The 15706-nt window shown below is 69.8% G+C and carries 11 protein-coding genes; 6 read left to right on the top strand and 5 right to left on the bottom strand.

Annotated elements, in window-relative coordinates:
- Positions 1-52: 52 nt before the first annotated feature.
- Both Q5716_RS09495 and ligA read right to left on the bottom strand, forming a co-directional pair.
- Positions 53-1372: an alpha/beta hydrolase gene (locus Q5716_RS09495; protein ID WP_305002832.1), complete on the bottom strand. Its 1320-nt coding sequence runs from the start codon at positions 1370-1372 to the stop codon at positions 53-55.
- 304 nt (positions 1373-1676) lie between these two features.
- A complete protein-coding gene (ligA, locus tag Q5716_RS09500) occupies positions 1677-3935 on the bottom strand; it encodes an NAD-dependent DNA ligase LigA (protein ID WP_305002833.1) in 2259 nt (752 codons plus the stop codon).
- 117 nt (positions 3936-4052) lie between these two features.
- Between ligA and Q5716_RS09505 the strand changes: the two genes are divergently transcribed.
- Positions 4053-4928: an alpha/beta hydrolase family protein gene (locus Q5716_RS09505; RefSeq protein ID WP_305002834.1), complete on the top strand. Its 876-nt coding sequence runs from the start codon at positions 4053-4055 to the stop codon at positions 4926-4928.
- Here the strand turns inward: Q5716_RS09505 and mnmA are convergent.
- Together mnmA and Q5716_RS09515 are read right to left on the bottom strand one after the other, a co-directional pair.
- Entirely contained in the window at positions 4903-6003 is a 1101-nt protein-coding gene (gene mnmA / locus Q5716_RS09510; protein WP_305002835.1) for a tRNA 2-thiouridine(34) synthase MnmA, read from the bottom strand. The genes Q5716_RS09505 and mnmA overlap by 26 nt on opposite strands.
- Positions 6004-6025: 22 nt before the next feature.
- On the bottom strand, positions 6026-7150 hold the full coding sequence (locus Q5716_RS09515) for a cysteine desulfurase family protein (protein ID WP_305002836.1): 1125 nt from the start codon (positions 7148-7150) through the stop codon (positions 6026-6028).
- Positions 7151-7170: 20 nt separating this feature from the next.
- Here Q5716_RS09515 and glgX point away from each other — a divergent pair, with 20 nt between their 5' ends.
- Genes glgX through ybaK form a run of 4 tightly spaced genes read left to right on the top strand, consistent with a single transcriptional unit; the run spans position 7171 to position 11084 of the window.
- Positions 7171-9240: a glycogen debranching protein GlgX gene (gene glgX / locus Q5716_RS09520; protein ID WP_305002837.1), complete on the top strand. Its 2070-nt coding sequence runs from the start codon at positions 7171-7173 to the stop codon at positions 9238-9240.
- Between the two features lie 57 nt (positions 9241-9297).
- A complete protein-coding gene (locus Q5716_RS09525; protein WP_305002838.1) occupies positions 9298-9840 on the top strand; it encodes a hypothetical protein in 543 nt (180 codons plus the stop codon).
- Positions 9841-9887: 47 nt separating this feature from the next.
- Positions 9888-10589, top strand: coding sequence for a PKD domain-containing protein (locus tag Q5716_RS09530; RefSeq protein WP_305002839.1), 702 nt, complete (start codon positions 9888-9890; stop codon positions 10587-10589).
- 18 nt (positions 10590-10607) lie between these two features.
- Positions 10608-11084, top strand: a complete 477-nt coding sequence (gene ybaK / locus Q5716_RS09535) for a Cys-tRNA(Pro) deacylase (RefSeq protein WP_305002840.1) — start codon at positions 10608-10610, stop codon at positions 11082-11084.
- On the opposite strand, the gene glgP is transcribed toward ybaK, so the two are convergent.
- Positions 11085-13637, bottom strand: coding sequence for an alpha-glucan family phosphorylase (gene glgP / locus Q5716_RS09540; protein ID WP_305002841.1), 2553 nt, complete (start codon positions 13635-13637; stop codon positions 11085-11087).
- A gap of 77 nt (positions 13638-13714) precedes the next feature.
- Between glgP and Q5716_RS09545 the strand changes: the two genes are divergently transcribed.
- Positions 13715-15703: an alpha-1,4-glucan--maltose-1-phosphate maltosyltransferase gene (locus Q5716_RS09545; RefSeq protein ID WP_434056596.1), complete on the top strand. Its 1989-nt coding sequence runs from the start codon at positions 13715-13717 to the stop codon at positions 15701-15703.
- Positions 15704-15706 lie beyond the last annotated feature (3 nt).

The raw sequence follows: 15706 nt of genomic DNA on the forward strand, positions 1-15706 counted from the left end.
AATAGACGGACCAGTCGGGGTACAGTCCCTCGGGGTGCTGCGGATGCCGCGATCAGAAGCTGTGCGGAAGCACCGGGAGCTTCTTTGACGCATCCGCCGCGCTGCCGTCGGTGACGTACCGCCCCTTGTCGATGCTGATGAGGGCGAAGTTGCGCATGCTCTCCGTGCCCGCGCTGAAGTACTCGTTGTGTCCGCTCGAGGCGAGCAGCGTCTCCCCCGTGATCACGTCCAGGCCACCACCCACCCCCATCGGCTTGGCGCCGTAGCTGGCCGAGCCGGGGTCGCTGCCGAAGTAGGCGCTGTTGGGGATGGGATCCCACGGGGCCTCGCCGACCCACACGTTTCCGTTCCGCACGTGCAGCTGGTCGACGGACTTCGCTGGGCTGCCCGGCGACCCGACGAGGGCGAGCGCATCGACCTCGAAGTCGTACTCCTGCAGTGCCAGCAGTGCCGCGGTCGACCCGTAGGAGTGCGCGATGATCGTCAGGTACGGCTGGTCGGCAGCCCGCACGGACTGCAGTCCCTCGATCGCCTGAGCGAGAGCATCCCGCCCCTCCTCGGCGAGACCGATCCCACCGACGTTGGTGAGGTTGGGGGTCTGGTAGCCGATCCACGCGACAGTCGCGACGGTGCTCGAGCTCTCACCGAACAGCTCGAGCCAGCTGAGCTCCTCCTCGTGCAGGCGAGCGGCAGCATCCGTCCAGTCGCTCATCTGGTTCTCGATGGAGAAGAACATGCCGGGCACGAGGTAGCTCACGTAGTCGGCGGTGCGCAGGTCACCGAGCACGATCGCCGCCTTGCCCTGGCCTTCGACGTCGAGGCTGAGGAGCGTGCGGCGCGGAAGCGACTGGCTGCTACCGAGCGCGGTGGAGATCGACTCGAGCATGGTCAGCTGTCGCTTGGCCGAATCGACGACGGTCCGTCCGGAGTCGTCGCTCGAGATGACGGCGTTGAGCTCGGTCATGGTCTGGGTGAGGAACTGGCGGTTCGCGACATCCCGGGTGACGTAGGGGATGCCCTCGAGGTTGCCGACGAGCTTCGGGCTCGCCTCCTGCACGGCTCGCCGGTGCTGCAGGTCCATCGCCGACCACCAGATGCCGACGGCCCGGGCGGCCGGCGGGTTGGCGAGCAAGGAGTCGACCGCTGCAGGGTTCGACTCGAGGAAGGTGGCGACGTCGGCGGCCGACAGCAGCGAGAGCTCCTGAAGCAGCCGCGACCCCTGAAGATCGGCGCTGGCGCCCGGCTCCGGCCCGACGAAGGGCTCCGGCACCGCGGCGGGCAGGACGAGGACGACGGGGATGGCCAGGCTCAGGTCGCTCGGAGCGACGTGCGACTGCACCACCGAGACCGCCGCCGAGCTGTTCTGCGGCACGTCAAAGGCCTCGGCGACCATACCCAGGGCCGAGGTGGTGAGAACAGCTGCGACGTCAAACAGCAATTCGGGTTTTTCCCCTCGCTTGCACGCCAGCTCCCTCCCCACCCCAGGGGGCTGCCATGCACCCCCCATGGTAGGGGATAGACCGCCCCGTATGGGGGCCAGATTGTTACCGGCACGAAAACATTTCGCCCGGTGAGGGGCGCTTTTCGACGCTATTCGTCACGAACCGCGCACGAGACAGGTCAAACCGGGGCCCCGACCGCTCCGGACGACGGATACCGCGGATTGAAACGTGGGATTAGTCGAGTGCGGAGGGACCCTCGGCGAGCAGGCGGGCGAACTGCTCGGCGTCGATGATGCGCACCCCGAGTTCTTCCGCTTTCGTGAGCTTCGACCCGGCTCCCGGACCGGCGGCGACGAAGTCGGTCTTCTTGCTGACGCTCGACGCGGCCTTGCCCCCGGCGGCGATGATCGCCTCCGTGGCGCCCTCGCGCGTGAAGCCCTCGAGCGTGCCCGTCGCGACGACGGTGAGCCCGGCGAGCGGACCGTCGACAGCCGCGGCCGCTCCGGGACCGGGGTGTCCGGGAGTCGCGAACTGCACGCCCGCCTCGCGCCACGCTTCGATGATGTCGCGGTGCCAGTCCACCTCGAACCAGTCGAGCAGGGCATCCGCGATGATCCCGCCGACACCGTCGACGGCCGCGAGCTCCTCCCGCGTCGCCGAGCGGATCGCGTCGAGCGAACCGAAGTAGCCGGCGAGCGCACGCGCCGCCACCGGGCCGACGTGCCGGATGGACAGCGAGACGAGGATGCGCCAGAGTTCCTTCGTCTTCGCCTTCTCCAGGTTCTCGATGAGCTGCGTCGCCTGGCTCGACGGAACGGATTCGGCGTCGCCGAAGAACGGCGCAGCGGGATCGAACTCGCCGTCTTTCTTCTGGCGCCGTCTCCGGAACGGTGTCTCGACCTTCTCGGTGCCGTCATCGAGGAGCTTCGGCAGGCCCGTCTCCGAGTCTCGTACGACGACCTCGATCGGGAAGAGGTCCTCGAGAGTCAGCGCGAACAGCCCCGCCTCGGTCTCGAGGGGCGGCGTCGACGGCACGAGCGGCTGGGTGAGTGCGGCGGCACTGACCTCGCCGAGCCCTTCGATGTCGAGGGCACCGCGACTGCCGACGTGCTCGACGCGACCGCGCACCTGCGCGGGGCAGCTGCGCGCGTTCGGGCAGCGCAGATCGATGTCGCCCTCCTTGGCAGGCGCGAGCGGGGTCCCGCACTCCGGGCACAGGGTGGGCATGACGAACTCACGCTCGCTGCCGTCGCGCAGCTCGACAACCGGACCGAGCACTTCGGGGATCACGTCCCCGGCCTTGCGCAGCACGACGGTGTCACCGATGAGCACGCCCTTCGCCTTCACGACGTCTTGGTTGTGGAGGGTGGCCTGGCGCACGACCGAACCGGCGACGTGCGCGGGCGCCATCACCGCGAACGGCGTCGCCCGACCGGTGCGTCCGACAGAGACGACGATGTCGAGCAGCTTCGTGTTGACCTGCTCGGGCGGATACTTGTAGGCGATCGCCCAGCGCGGAGCGCGGGATGTCGCGCCCAGCTCGTCGTGGAGCGCGAGCTCGTCGACCTTGACGACGATGCCGTCGATCTCGTGCTCGACGCTGTCGCGGTGCTCGCCGTAGTACTCGATGAACTCGGCGGCGCCCGCCGCCGAGTCGCGCACCGAGAAGTGGCTGCTCGTCGGCAGTCCCCAGTCCGCGAGGAGCGCGTACACCTCGCTCTGGGCGGAGACGGGCGGGTTCGGCCACGCCCCGATGCCGTGCACGAGCATCCGGAGCCGCGACAGTCGGCGGTGCATGAGGTCGAGCGCGGCCGCGTTCTTGCCCTCGGACTTCTGGCGCAGCGAGCCGGAGGCCGCGTTGCGCGGGTTAGCGAAGACGCGCTCCCCCGACTCCGCCTGCTCGGCGTTGAGCTCGCGGAACGCCTCGACGGGGAAGAAGATCTCGCCGCGCACCTCCACGATCGGCGGATGCCCCGAGCCCGAGAGCCGCGCGGGGATGCCCTGCACGAAGCGGATGTTCTCCGTGACATCCTCGCCGACCACGCCGTCGCCCCGGGTCGCGGCCGACGTCAGGCGACCGTTCTCGTACCGCAGGTTGATCGCGAGTCCGTCGATCTTGAGCTCGCACAAGTAGTCGACTCGCCGCCCCGCGTCGCGCTCCACCTTCGCCGCCCACGCCGTGAACTCGTCGATCGAGAACACGTTGTCGAGGCTCAGCATTCGCTCGGCGTGCTGCACGGGGTCGAAGAGGGACGCGGCTCGCCCGCCGACGGTCTGGGTGGGGCTGTCCTGCCCCTGGAGCTCAGGATGCTCCCGCTCGAGCTCCTCGAGGCGTCGCATCATCGCGTCGTACTCGGCGTCGCTGACGAGCTCCTCGTCGCGCTCGTAGTAGGCGTCGCGCAGCTCGAGGATGCGAGCCGTGAGCTCGTCCACCTCCGCCTTGGCTGCGAGAAGGGCGGAATCCGCGTGCTGGGGAACGAGCTCGTCTGCCACGGCTCTCAGCCTACGGCTGACCCCCGACGACAGTCAGGCCTTGCCCAGGACGGGCGGCGATTGTAGGGATGCTACGAGGCGATTGAGCATCCCGACTCTTGTGGCTAGGTTCGCGCCATGCCGGTTCTCCAGTCGCAGGAGTCGATCACGACCACCGACGGCGTGCAGCTCGCCGCCACGCGTTTTCGATCGGAGGCCGACGCGCACTCGGCGATCCTGGTGGCGGGCGCGACCGCGGTGCCGCAGGGCTTCTACCGCCGGTTCGCCCAGTCCGCCGCCGAGCGCGGCTTCGAGACCCTCACCCTCGACTACCGCGGCACGGGTCAGTCCCGGCCCGCGAGCCTGCGCGGCTACCGCATGGACTTCACCGACTGGGCCCGACGCGACATGGACGCCGCGATCGACGCCCTGAACCCGGATGCCCGACCCGTCTTTCTCGTGGGCCACTCGTACGGCGGCATGGCCTTCGGCCTGGTGCCCCGCCCCGACCGCATCCGGGGGATGTACGGCTTCGGCATCGGCACAGGGTGGGACGGGTTCATCCCGGGCGCGGAGCGCTGGCGTGTCCGCGCGGTGTGGAACCTGGTCGGCCCCGCGCTCACGGTGACCCACGGCTACCTCCCCTGGAGCCGAGTCATGTCGGGTGAGGACCTGCCGAGCGACATCTTCTGGCAGTGGCGCCGCTGGTGCTCCCGCCGGTTCGGTCTGCTCGACGACCCGACGCTGCCCGAAGCGCGCGAGGAGTACGCGCGAGTGACGACGCCGATGGTGCTGGCGAACGCCACCGACGATCTATGGGCGCAACCGGCTGCGCGCGACGCGATCATGACGGGCTACACGTCCGCCCCGTGGCGCACCGCCGACATCGACGTCTCGACGCGAGGGATCGGCGCGGTCGGCCACATGGGCTACTTCCGGGAGCGCGCGGTGCCGCTGTGGGACGACGTGTTCCGCGTGTTCGACGAGCTCAGGCGGGAACCGGCACCGCGCTGACCGTGCGGTCGATCGTGCACTGGCCGAGCACCCGCGTGCCGACGTAGACCACCGCGGTCTGACCGGGGGCGACCCCGTCGAGCGGGTCGACGGGGGTGATGACGAGCTCGTGCTCGGTCACTGCCGCGACCGCGGGTACCGGATCGGCGTGGGCTCGGATCTGCACCTCGCAGTCGAAGCTCGACGACTGCGGCGGGATGCCCGCCCAGGTGTACCGCGACCCCGCGATCTCGGCCACGGCAAGCGCCTCCCGCGGACCCACGACCACCTCGTTGGTCTTCGGCCGCACCTCGAGCACGAACCGCGGCTTGCCGTCCTCGGCGGGGTACCCGATGCTCAGCCCCTTGCGCTGACCGACGGTGAACGCCGCAGCGCCCTCATGGGTGCCGAGCACCGCGCCCGACCGGTCGACGATGGGCCCGGGTTCCGCGCCGACCCGGCCCGCGAGCCACCCGCGGGTGTCGCCGTCGGGGATGAAGCAGATGTCGTGCGAGTCGGGCTTCTGCGCGAGGTCGAAGCCGCGGGCCGCCGCCTCCGCGCGCACCTCCGCCTTCGAGGGTGTCGCGCCCAGCGGGAACATGGCGTGCTCGAGCTGCTCGGCGGTGAGTACCCCCAGAACGTACGACTGGTCCTTCGCCCAGGCAGCCGCGCGGTGCAGCTCCCGGTTGCCGTCGGCGTCGGTGACGATGCTCGCGTAATGGCCTGTCGCGACGGCGTCGAAGCCGAGCGCGAGCGCCTTGTCGAGGAGCGCGGCGAACTTGATCCGCTCGTTGCAGCGCATGCACGGGTTGGGGGTGCGGCCGGCGGAGTACTCGGCGACGAAGTCGTCGACGACGTCGGCAGCGAAGCGCTCGGAGAAGTCCCACACGTAGAAGGGGATGCCGAGCATCCCCGCGACCCGCCGGGCGTCCATCGAGTCCTCGATGGTGCAGCACCCCCGCGCCCCCGTGCGGAGGGTGCCCGGCTGCCGGCTGAGAGCCAGGTGCACTCCGACGACGTCGTGACCCGCGTCGACGGCGCGCGCCGCGGCCACGGCGGAGTCGACTCCCCCGCTCATCGCCGCCAGCACCTTCATGCCGACCAGTCTACGTTCGCCCCTACGCGAGACCGGCGGCGCGGGCACGCTCGACGGCGCCCGGGAGCGCAGCGAGCAGTGCGTCGACCTCCGCCTCGCTCGACTCGTGCCCGAGAGTGAACCGCAGCGCACCGCGGGCGCCGCGCTCGTCCACGCCCATCGCGAGCAGGACGTGGGATGCCTCGGGCACGCCCGCCTGGCACGCGGACCCCGTGGACACGCTGAACCCCGCCGAGTCGAGGAGGAACAGCAGGGAGTCGCCGTCGCAGCCGGGGAACGTGAAGTGCGCGTTGCCCGGCAGGCGGTCGACGGGGTCGCCGCGGAGCACCGCGTCCGGGACGGCGGCGACCACTCCCGCGATGAGCCGGTCTCGGAGCGCGCGCAGGTCGGGGCCGGGCAGCGCGGCGGTCGCCACGGCGAAGGCGTGGGCACCCGCCGCATCCAGCGTCCCCGAGCGGGCGCGCTGCTGGTTGCCGCCGTGCAGCAGAGGGGTCACGGTCGCTCCGCGCGCGATCACGAGCGCCCCGACGCCGACCGGTCCCCCGATCTTGTGCGCGGAGACGCTCAGCGCGGCCGCACCCGAGCCGGCGAAGTCCACCGGCACCGAGCCGAACGCCGACACGGCATCGACGTGCACCGGAACCCCGTGCGCTGCGGCGAGCTCCACGATGCGCTCGACCGGCTGGAGGGTTCCGACCTCGTTGTTCGCCTGGAGGGTCGTCACGAGGGCGACGTCCCCATCGAGTGCCGCCTCGAGAGCGACGAGGTCGATGCGCCCGAACCCGTCGACGGGAATCCACTCGACGACCGCGCCCTCGTGCCGCTCCAACCATTCGAGGGCGTCGATGGTCGCGTGATGCTCCGCGCGGGTGGACAGGATGCGCCTCCGCGGAGCCCTCGCCCAGTACAGCCCCTTGATCGCCAGGTTGATGGCTTCCGTGCCGCCCGACGTGAACGTGAGCTCGACGGCATCCGCGCCGAGGGCGGCGGCGATCGTGTGGCGTGCGTCTTCGAGCATCCGGCGGGCCGCCTGCCCCTGCGAGTGGATGCTCGACGGGTTGCCCACGACGGACAGCGCGCTCGTGTACGCCGCGAGCACCTCCGGCGTCATCGGCGTGGTGGCGGCGTGGTCAAGGTAGATCGCCACGGTTCATTACTCTAGAACGCATGCCTGAACCCCTTGACGACCTCGGCGTGCGCCTCACCGCGCAGGGCGGTCGGCTCAAGGTGTGGTCGGCGAGCGCCACTGCTCTCGAGCTGTGCGTCTTCGACGACAAGGACATCAACTGGGTGGCGCAGTCGGTTCCGCTCGTCAAGGGCGACGGCGACGTCTGGTCGGTGACGACGCCGCTGCTGCAGCCCGGCACGCGCTACTCGATCCGGGCGACGGGCCCCACGGGCCCGGGGCACTCGTTCGATCCGGCGCTGCACCTCATCGACCCCTACGCCCGGGGGCTGGTGCGCGCCGGCAACGGCGAGTGGCGGGGGTACGTGCAGGAGGAGGACACCTTCGACTGGGGCGATTCGGAGAAGCCGGGCATCCCCCTCGACCACACGGTGCTCTACGAGGCGCACGCGAAGGGCCTCACGAAGCTCAACCCGGCCGTCCCGGAGGACCTCCGCGGAACCTACGCCGGACTCGCCCACCCCTCGACGATCGAGTATCTGAAGGACCTCGGGGTCACGACGATCGAGCTGCTGCCCGTGCAGGCGTTTGTGAGCGAGCAGCGACTCATCAAGCAGGGCCTCGTCAACTACTGGGGGTACAACACCCTCAACTTCTTCACCCCGCACGCGCTCTACGCGAGCCGCGAGGCCCAGTTCGGCGGGACCGGAGCGGTGCTTCGCGAGTTCAAGGGGATGGTCAAGCTCCTCCACGAGGCTGGCCTCGAGGTCGTGCTCGACGTCGTCTACAACCACACCGCCGAGGAGGGCCCGAAGGGGCCGACGACCTCGTTCCGCGGACTCGACAACAAGAACTACTACCGCCAGACCGCCGAGGGCGACTACGTCGACACCACCGGGTGCGGCAACTCCCTCAACACTGCGACGCCCGCGGTGCAGCAGCTCATCCTCGACTCGCTCAGCTACTGGGCGAACGACCTGCAGGTCGACGGCTTCCGCTTCGACCTCGCGGCCGAGTTGGGGCGGGATGCCGGGCACGAGTTCCAGCCCGAGCATCCGCTGCTCCTCGCGATCCGCGACGACGCCCGCCTCCAGTCGGCGAAGATCATCGCGGAGCCGTGGGACGTCGGCATGGGCGGCTGGCAGGTCGGCAACTTCCCCGGGGTCGGACCCACCGGACGCGGCTGGAGCGAATGGAACGACGGCTACCGCGACCGGATGCGCGACTTCTGGCTCACCGACATCGCCGCCGCGCGCGCCAACGGGGTCGCACCGAACGGTATCGGCTCGCTCGCGCGCCGTCTCGCCGGCTCCGCGCACGTGTTCTCGCAGGAGCGCGGTCCCCTCGCGTCCGTGAACTTCATCACCGCTCACGACGGGTTCACGATGGCCGACCTCACCGCCTACAACCAGAAGCACAACCTGGGCAACGGCGAGAACAACCGCGACGGCAGCGACAACAACCACTCGTTCAACCACGGCGTCGAAGGCCCGAGCGACAAGCCCGAGATCGTGGATGCCCGCCGCAAAGCCATGCGGAATCTCCTCGGCACCCTGCTGCTGTCCGCCGGCATCCCGATGCTCACCGCCGGCGACGAGTTCGGCCGCACCCAGCGGGGCAACAACAACGCGTACTGCCACGACAGCGAGCTGACGTGGCTGCCGTGGGAGCACGAGGAGTGGCAGGAGGATCTGCTCGCGGTCTCTCGCCAGCTGATCGCGTTCCGTCGCGAGAACCCCGCACTGCGACCGGTGCGCTACGGCAAGTGGGGCGAGACCGTGCCGAGCGCCACGCAGATGGACTGGTTCAACAAGCAGGGCGAGGCGATGGACGAGGAGGACTGGAACTCCCCCGAGGAGCGCACCCTCCAGTACCTCGCGGCGTCCACGCCCGAGTTCGAGGAGTTCAACCGCATCCTCCTCATCGTGCACGGCCTCGAGGACGACGTGGACGTCATCCTCCCCGCTCACGAAGGCGTCGCGGGGTACTCGCTGCTGTGGGACTCCGCGCTCGAGGAACACGCAGACCCGCTCGTGGACTACCTCCCCGGGTCGACCCGACGCGTGTCGGGGGCGTCGATGCAGCTGTTCCGGGCGCACGGCGCCCAGTAGGTCCCTCGCTGTGGACAAGTCCGGCGAGCGGTCGCCGGCCTGACCTACGGTGCCGGGATGCGTCTGACTCCCGCACTCGTCGTGCTCGCCTGTGCCCTGCCGCTCGCCGCCTGCGCTCCCGCCGCCCCGGAGACGGAGCCCGCTCCCCCGGGCCGCGCGTGGGCGCAACCCGCGCTCTCGTTCGAGACGGAGGAGGAGGCGCTGGCGGCGGCGATGGAGGTGTACGAGGCGTACGTGGCGACAGGCGAGTCAATTACCGGGGATGCCGGCGAGCGACCCGAGCGGATCGAGCAGCTGGTCACTGACGCCCACTATGAAGAAAAACTGCATACCTACTCCAGTTACCGCGATCGTGGCCTACGGACCGTCGGTAGTTCTGTTCTGCTAGATACCCGCTTGCAAAGCTGGGACAACGAATCGATTGTTATCTACGCCTGCCAGGACTTCACAGGCATTCGCGTTCTCGACAGCGCCGGCGCTGACGCCACACCCGCGGATCGACCGAACGTCGCGACCTTCGTGGTCACCTTCGAGGTAGACGAGCGATCAGTGCTCGTAGATCACAGCGAGCTCTGGAGCCATGGGTCATCATGCTTCTGACGCTATTGCTCGCGACCAGTCTGACGGCTGGCTGCGAAGGCGACGGATTGAACCTGGGCTCCTGCGACTACTCCGGCTCGCTCGACAACGGCGGCGTCACGCTCGAGGGAGGCGGGAGCTACTCGGGCTCCGACGGCGGCGGGGGCGGCGACATCCTGATCGACCTCGACGACGGAGTGAACGATCCGTTCGCGAACTGCACAGTGGTGCTCGACGGGCGGTGCCGCGCCGTCGGTCCCGGTCGCGACACTCCCCCGGCGGCGGGCACCGTGACGCTCGCCGACATCGCCCACCTCGTGCCCGACCTCGGCACGCTCAGCACGCAGCCCGCCGGGTGGGCGCCACTCCGCCTCCCCGCGAACCCGATCTCGAGTGCGAGCACCCACACGGTCGGAGCGACGCTGCTCGGTGCACCGGCGAACGTGCGCTTCACCCCGGTCGAGTGGTACTGGGACTACGGAGACGGCTCCACCGGAACGTCCGAGACGGGAGGCGCCCGGTGGGAGTCGCTCGGCATCGCGGAATTCGACCCCACGCCCACGAGTCACGCCTACCGGTCCCGCGGCACGTACACCCTGACGGTGTCCATCGCCTTCCGGGCGGAGTACCAGGTCGCGGGCGGACCGTGGATCCCCATCGCGGGTACCCTCGTGCGCACCGGCCCGAGCGCCGACATCCGCATCATGTCCGCGAAGACGGTGCTCGTCGACGAGGACTGCGTGCGCAACCCGCACGGACCGGGGTGCTGACCGCGATACCCTGAGCGGATGGCCGCTGGAACCCCCGCCACCGTGGCACTGACCGCCGCGGGCATCCCCTTCACCGAGCACTCCTACGACCACGACCCTGGCACCACCAACTTCGGGCTCGAGGCAGCGGAGGCGCTCCAACTCGACCCGGAGCAGGTCTTCAAGACCCTCCTCGCCGACGTCGACGGCTCCCTCGTCGTCGGCATCGTCCCGGTGACCGGCAAGCTCGACCTCAAGGCCCTCGCGAGCGCGGTGGGCGGCAAGCGGGCCGAGATGGCCGACCCGAAGCTCGCCGAGCGGCGCACGGGCTACATCGTCGGCGGAATCAGCCCCATCGGCCAGAAGAACCGCCACACCACCGTGCTCGACGAGACAGCGGAACTGTACGACACCGTGTTCGTCAGCGGCGGCCGCCGAGGCCTCGACATCGAGCTCGCCCCCGCGGACCTGGTGCGCGCGACCGACGCCGTCGTGGCGGCGATCGCGCGCACCTGACTACTCCGCGACGGCGATGAGCCCGAGCTCCGCGGGCGACGCGATGAGCGCGTTCCGCGGCACGACGCGCACCGTGTAGCCGAAGCTGCCGGCGCGGGCGAGCGGCACCGTGCCCGCGAATACCGGCGGGCGGGCGTCCCCCTCGGCGGGCGCCAGCTCGAGATGAGTGACCCCGTCGAGTCGGTCGCTCTCGTGGGCCCGACCGTAGACGACCTCGACGAGCACGTCGTCCGGCGACAGACCGTCGAGCTCGACGGTCGCGCGAAGGTGCAGCTCGTCGCCGACCTGCGGCACCGAGTCAACGCCGCCGGACTCGACGTGCGCGACGTGCACCTTCGGCCACGCGTCGGTGACGCGCTTCTTCCACGCGGCGAGGTCTCGAGCGGGCCGGTAGCCATCGGCGGTGATGCGCCGCTCGGCGCCCGCCGCCGGGACATACAGGCGCTCGACGTATTGCGTGACCATGCGCTCGGCCGACAGCTCGGGCGAGAGCGTCGCGAGCGTGTGACGGATCGAGGCGACCCATCGCGTCGGCACGCCGTCGGTGCCGCGGTCGTAGAACCGTGGCGCGATCTGGTGCTCGATGAGGTCGTACAGGCTGTCGGCCTCGAGCTTGTCGCGCTCGGCACCGTCGCCCGCGGAGTCGGCGGAGGGGATGGCCCAGCCGTTCTCCTCGTCGTAGTACTCGGCCCACCAGCCGTCGAGGATCGACAGGTTGAGCGAGCCGTTGAGGGCCGCCTTCATCCCCGATGTGCCGCACGCCTCGAGGGGCCGCAGCGGGTTGTTGAGCCACACGTCCGTGCCTGGGTACAGGATCTTGGCCATGCCGATGTCGTAGTTCGGCAGGAACACGATGCGGCGACGAACCTCCGGGTCCGACGCGAACTCCACGAGGCGCTGGATGAGGCGCTTGCCCTCGTCGTCGGCGGGATGCGACTTGCCTGCGATCACGAGCTGCACGGGGCGCTCGGGGTGCAGCAGAAGCGCCCGCAGCCGCTCGGGGTCGTGGAGCATGAGGGTGAGGCGCTTGTAGGTCGGCACCCGTCGGGCGAAGCCGATGGTCAGCACGTCCGGGTCCAGCAGCTCGGAGAACCACGAGGGGTCGCCCACCCCGGGGTTCTGCTCCTGCCACGCGAGGCTGACACGGCGGCGGGCATCCGAGACGAGCTGCTCGCGCATCCGGCGCTTGACCGACCAGAGGTCCTTGTCGCTCACGACGGGCGACATCCAGTCGCACGACGTCGGGTCGGAGCCGTCGAACTTCTCCGCCGCGAGAGCGGTGAGCATCGGGTCGGTCCACGTCGGGGCGTGCACGCCGTTGGTGACCGACGTGATCGGCACGTCGTCCGCGTCGAAGCCCGGCCAGAGCGGACCGAACATCCCGCGGGAGACCTCGCCGTGGAGCTTCGAGACGCCGTTGGCCCGCTGGGCGAGCCGCAGCCCCATGACCGCCATGTTGAACTTGGTGGCGTCGCCGCCCTCGTAGTCCTCGGTACCGAGGGCGAGCACGTCGGCGGGGTCGACGCCGGGGAGCAGATCGGTCGAGACGTAGCGCGTGACGAGGTCGACCTCGAAGCGGTCGATGCCCGCCGGGACGGGTGTGTGGGTCGTGAAGACGGTGCCCGCGCGAACGACCTGGAGCGCGGCGTCGAAGGAGAGCCCGTCGCCGATGAGATCGCTGATGCGCTCGAGTCCGAGGAATCCGGCGTGGCCCTCGTTGGTGTGGAACACCTCCGGGGCAGGCGCTCCGGTGAGTTCGACGAAGGCCTTGATGGCCCGCACGCCACCGACGCCGAGGAGGAGCTCCTGGAGGAGGCGGTGCTCGCCGCCCCCTCCGTAGAGCCGGTCGGTGACGGAGCGCAGCGACTCCTCGTTCTCCGGGATGTCGGTGTCGAGGAGGAGCAGCGGGATGCGCCCGACGCGCACCTGCCAGATGCGCGCCGAGAGCGCCTTGCCGTCGGGCAGCGCGAGCACGACGTGCGCGGCGGTGCCATCGGGGTGACGCAGCACGGTCAGGGGCAGGCCGTCGGGATCGAGCACGGGGTAGGACTCGAGCTGCCAGCCCTCGCGGGAGATCGCCTGGCGGAAGTACCCGGCGCGGTAGAAGAGACCGACGCCGATGATCGGTACGCCGAGGTCGCTCGCGGCCTTGAGGTGGTCTCCGGCGAGGATCCCGAGGCCGCCGGAGTACTGCGGCAGGGCGGCCGCGATTCCGAACTCGGGCGAGAAGTAGGCGATGGAGGCCGGAGCATCCGGGAGCGACTGGTACCACCGCGGCTTCTCGAGGTAGTCGTGCAGCTCCGCGACGAGGCCGTCAACGGTGGCGACGAACGAGTCGTCCGCGGCGAGCTCGTCCAGTCGTGCCGGGTCGACGGCGCCGAGCAAGGCGATCGGGTCGTTGCCGGTCGCATCCCACAGTCGCGCATCGATGGAGCGGAACAACTGCCGCGTGGGCTGGTGCCACGACCGGCGGAGGTTCGTGGAGAGCTCCTCGAGGCCGGTGAGCCGCTCGGGGAGCACCGTCCGGACCGTAAACCTGCGTATCGCTTTCACCCGTCCCACGATAAAGGCACGAGGTTGCCGAAATGTAAAGCGGTTGGCAACGCGGGCAAAAGGGGTACGGTCGAGGAGTGGTAGTCGAGTACGAGCCGAGGCTGGGTCGCATCCCGATCCGCCACCTCGCGCCCCAGCAGCCCGGAAACCTGTGGCCCGCCAAGGCCTACGCCGGAGAGGTGGTGCCGTTCGAGGCGACCGTCTTCCGCGAGGGCCACGACAGACTGGGTGTTCGCCTCATCATCACCGATCCGACGGGGCGCGCGACGACGTTCCGGATGCGGTCGGTCGCCGCCGGCACGGACCGCTGGCGGGCTGAGCTGCAGCTCAACGTCGAGGGGACCTGGACGTGGAAGGTGCGCGCCTTCGCCGACGACTGGGCGACGTGGCTGCACAACGCCGAGGTCAAGATCCCCGCCGGAATCGATGTGGACCTCATGATCACGATGGGCCGCGATCTGCTCGAGCGCGCCGGCACCCGCAAGGTCGTGGCGGATGCCGCTGCCGCCTTCGCCGACCCGGCCCTGAGCCCCGAGGCGAAGCTCGCCGTCGCACTCGACCCGCGCCTCACCGCCGCGATCGAGGCGAAGCCGCTCGCGAGCCTGACCACCGAGAGCGAGCCGCTCAGCCTCCGGGTAGAGCGCCCCCGGGCCGGAGTGGGAAGTTGGTACGAGTTCTTCCCCCGCAGCGAGGGCGCCAAGCGCGCCAAGGACGGCACGTGGACGAGCGGCACCTTCCGGACGGCGGCGAAGCGACTGCCGGCGGTGGCGGAGATGGGCTTCGACGTGCTGTACCTGCCGCCGATCCATCCGATCGGCCACGCGTTCCGCAAGGGCCCCAACAATTCGCTCGTCACTCAGCCGGGCGACCCGGGGTCGCCGTGGGCGATCGGTTCGGCGGACGGCGGGCACGACGCCGTGCATCCCGATCTCGGCACCGTCAAGGACTTCCAATTCTTCCTGCAGACCGCGAACAAGCTCGGCATCGAGGTCGCGCTGGACTTCGCACTGCAGTGCTCCCCCGACCACCCGTGGGTCACGGAGCATCCGGAGTGGTTCACTCACCTCCCGGACGGGTCGATCGCGTATGCGGAGAATCCGCCGAAGAAGTACCAGGACATCTACCCCATCAACTTCGACACCGACCCGGTCGGCATCCGCACCGAGGTGCTGCGGCTGCTGCGCTACTGGATCGGTCTCGGCGTGCGCATCTTCCGCGTCGACAACCCGCACACGAAGCCCCTCCAGTTCTGGGAGGTCGTGCTCCACGAGATAAACACGGAGTTCCCGGACGTCGTCTTCCTCGCGGAGGCGTTCACCCGCCCGGCGATGCTGCACTCCCTCGCCCAGGTCGGCTACCAGCAGTCGTACACCTACTTCACGTGGCGCAACACGAAGGCCGAGCTCGAGGAGTTCTTCACGTCGATCTCGCACGAGACGAGCGCGTTCCTCCGGCCCAACCTGTTCGTGAACACCCCCGACATCCTCACCGAGTACCTCCAGTTCGGTGGACTGCCGGCATACCGGATCCGCGCCGCGCTCGCCGCGACGGCGAGTCCCAGCTGGGGTGTGTACGCGGGCTACGAGCTCTTCGAGCACGTCGCGCGGCCGGGCAGCGAGGAGAACATCGACAACGAGAAGTACGAGTACAAGCAGCGCGACTGGGCCGCCGCCGAGAAGGCGGGCACGAGCCTCGCGCCGTACCTCACGCGGCTCAACCTCATCCGCGCCGCCCACCCGGCGCTGCGCCAGCTGCGCAACCTCGACGTGCACTGGAGCGACGACGACTCCATCCTCGTGTACTCGAAGTTCCTCGACGGGGCCTACACGGAGGGCGCGGGAACCGATGCCCTCATCATGGTCGTCAACGTCGATCCGCACTCCGTGCGCGAGACGATGGTCCACCTCGACCTGACCCGGCTGGGTCTCGCGCCCGACGCGCGCTTCACCGTGCGCGACCTGCTCACCGGCGACTCCTTCGAGTGGGGGCGCGACAACTACGTCCGCCTCGACGCCTTCACCCAGCCGCTGCACATCCTGCACGTCGAGTACCCCAAGGGACGGTAACCG

Source organism: Antiquaquibacter soli, from assembly GCF_030580675.1.
Lineage (GTDB): Bacteria > Actinomycetota > Actinomycetes > Actinomycetales > Microbacteriaceae > Rhodoglobus > Rhodoglobus soli.

Bases quoted from the DNA above. Each gene is read 5' to 3' on its own strand.
- Q5716_RS09505 (WP_305002834.1), top strand. From the start codon at position 4,053: ATGCCGGTTCTCCAGTCGCAGGAGTCGATCACGACCACCGACGGCGTG.
- mnmA (WP_305002835.1), bottom strand. From the start codon at position 6,003: ATGAAGGTGCTGGCGGCGATGAGCGGGGGAGTCGACTCCGCCGTGGCC.
- glgX (WP_305002837.1), top strand. From the start codon at position 7,171: ATGCCTGAACCCCTTGACGACCTCGGCGTGCGCCTCACCGCGCAGGGC.
- Q5716_RS09525 (WP_305002838.1), top strand. From the start codon at position 9,298: ATGCGTCTGACTCCCGCACTCGTCGTGCTCGCCTGTGCCCTGCCGCTC.
- ybaK (WP_305002840.1), top strand. From the start codon at position 10,608: ATGGCCGCTGGAACCCCCGCCACCGTGGCACTGACCGCCGCGGGCATC.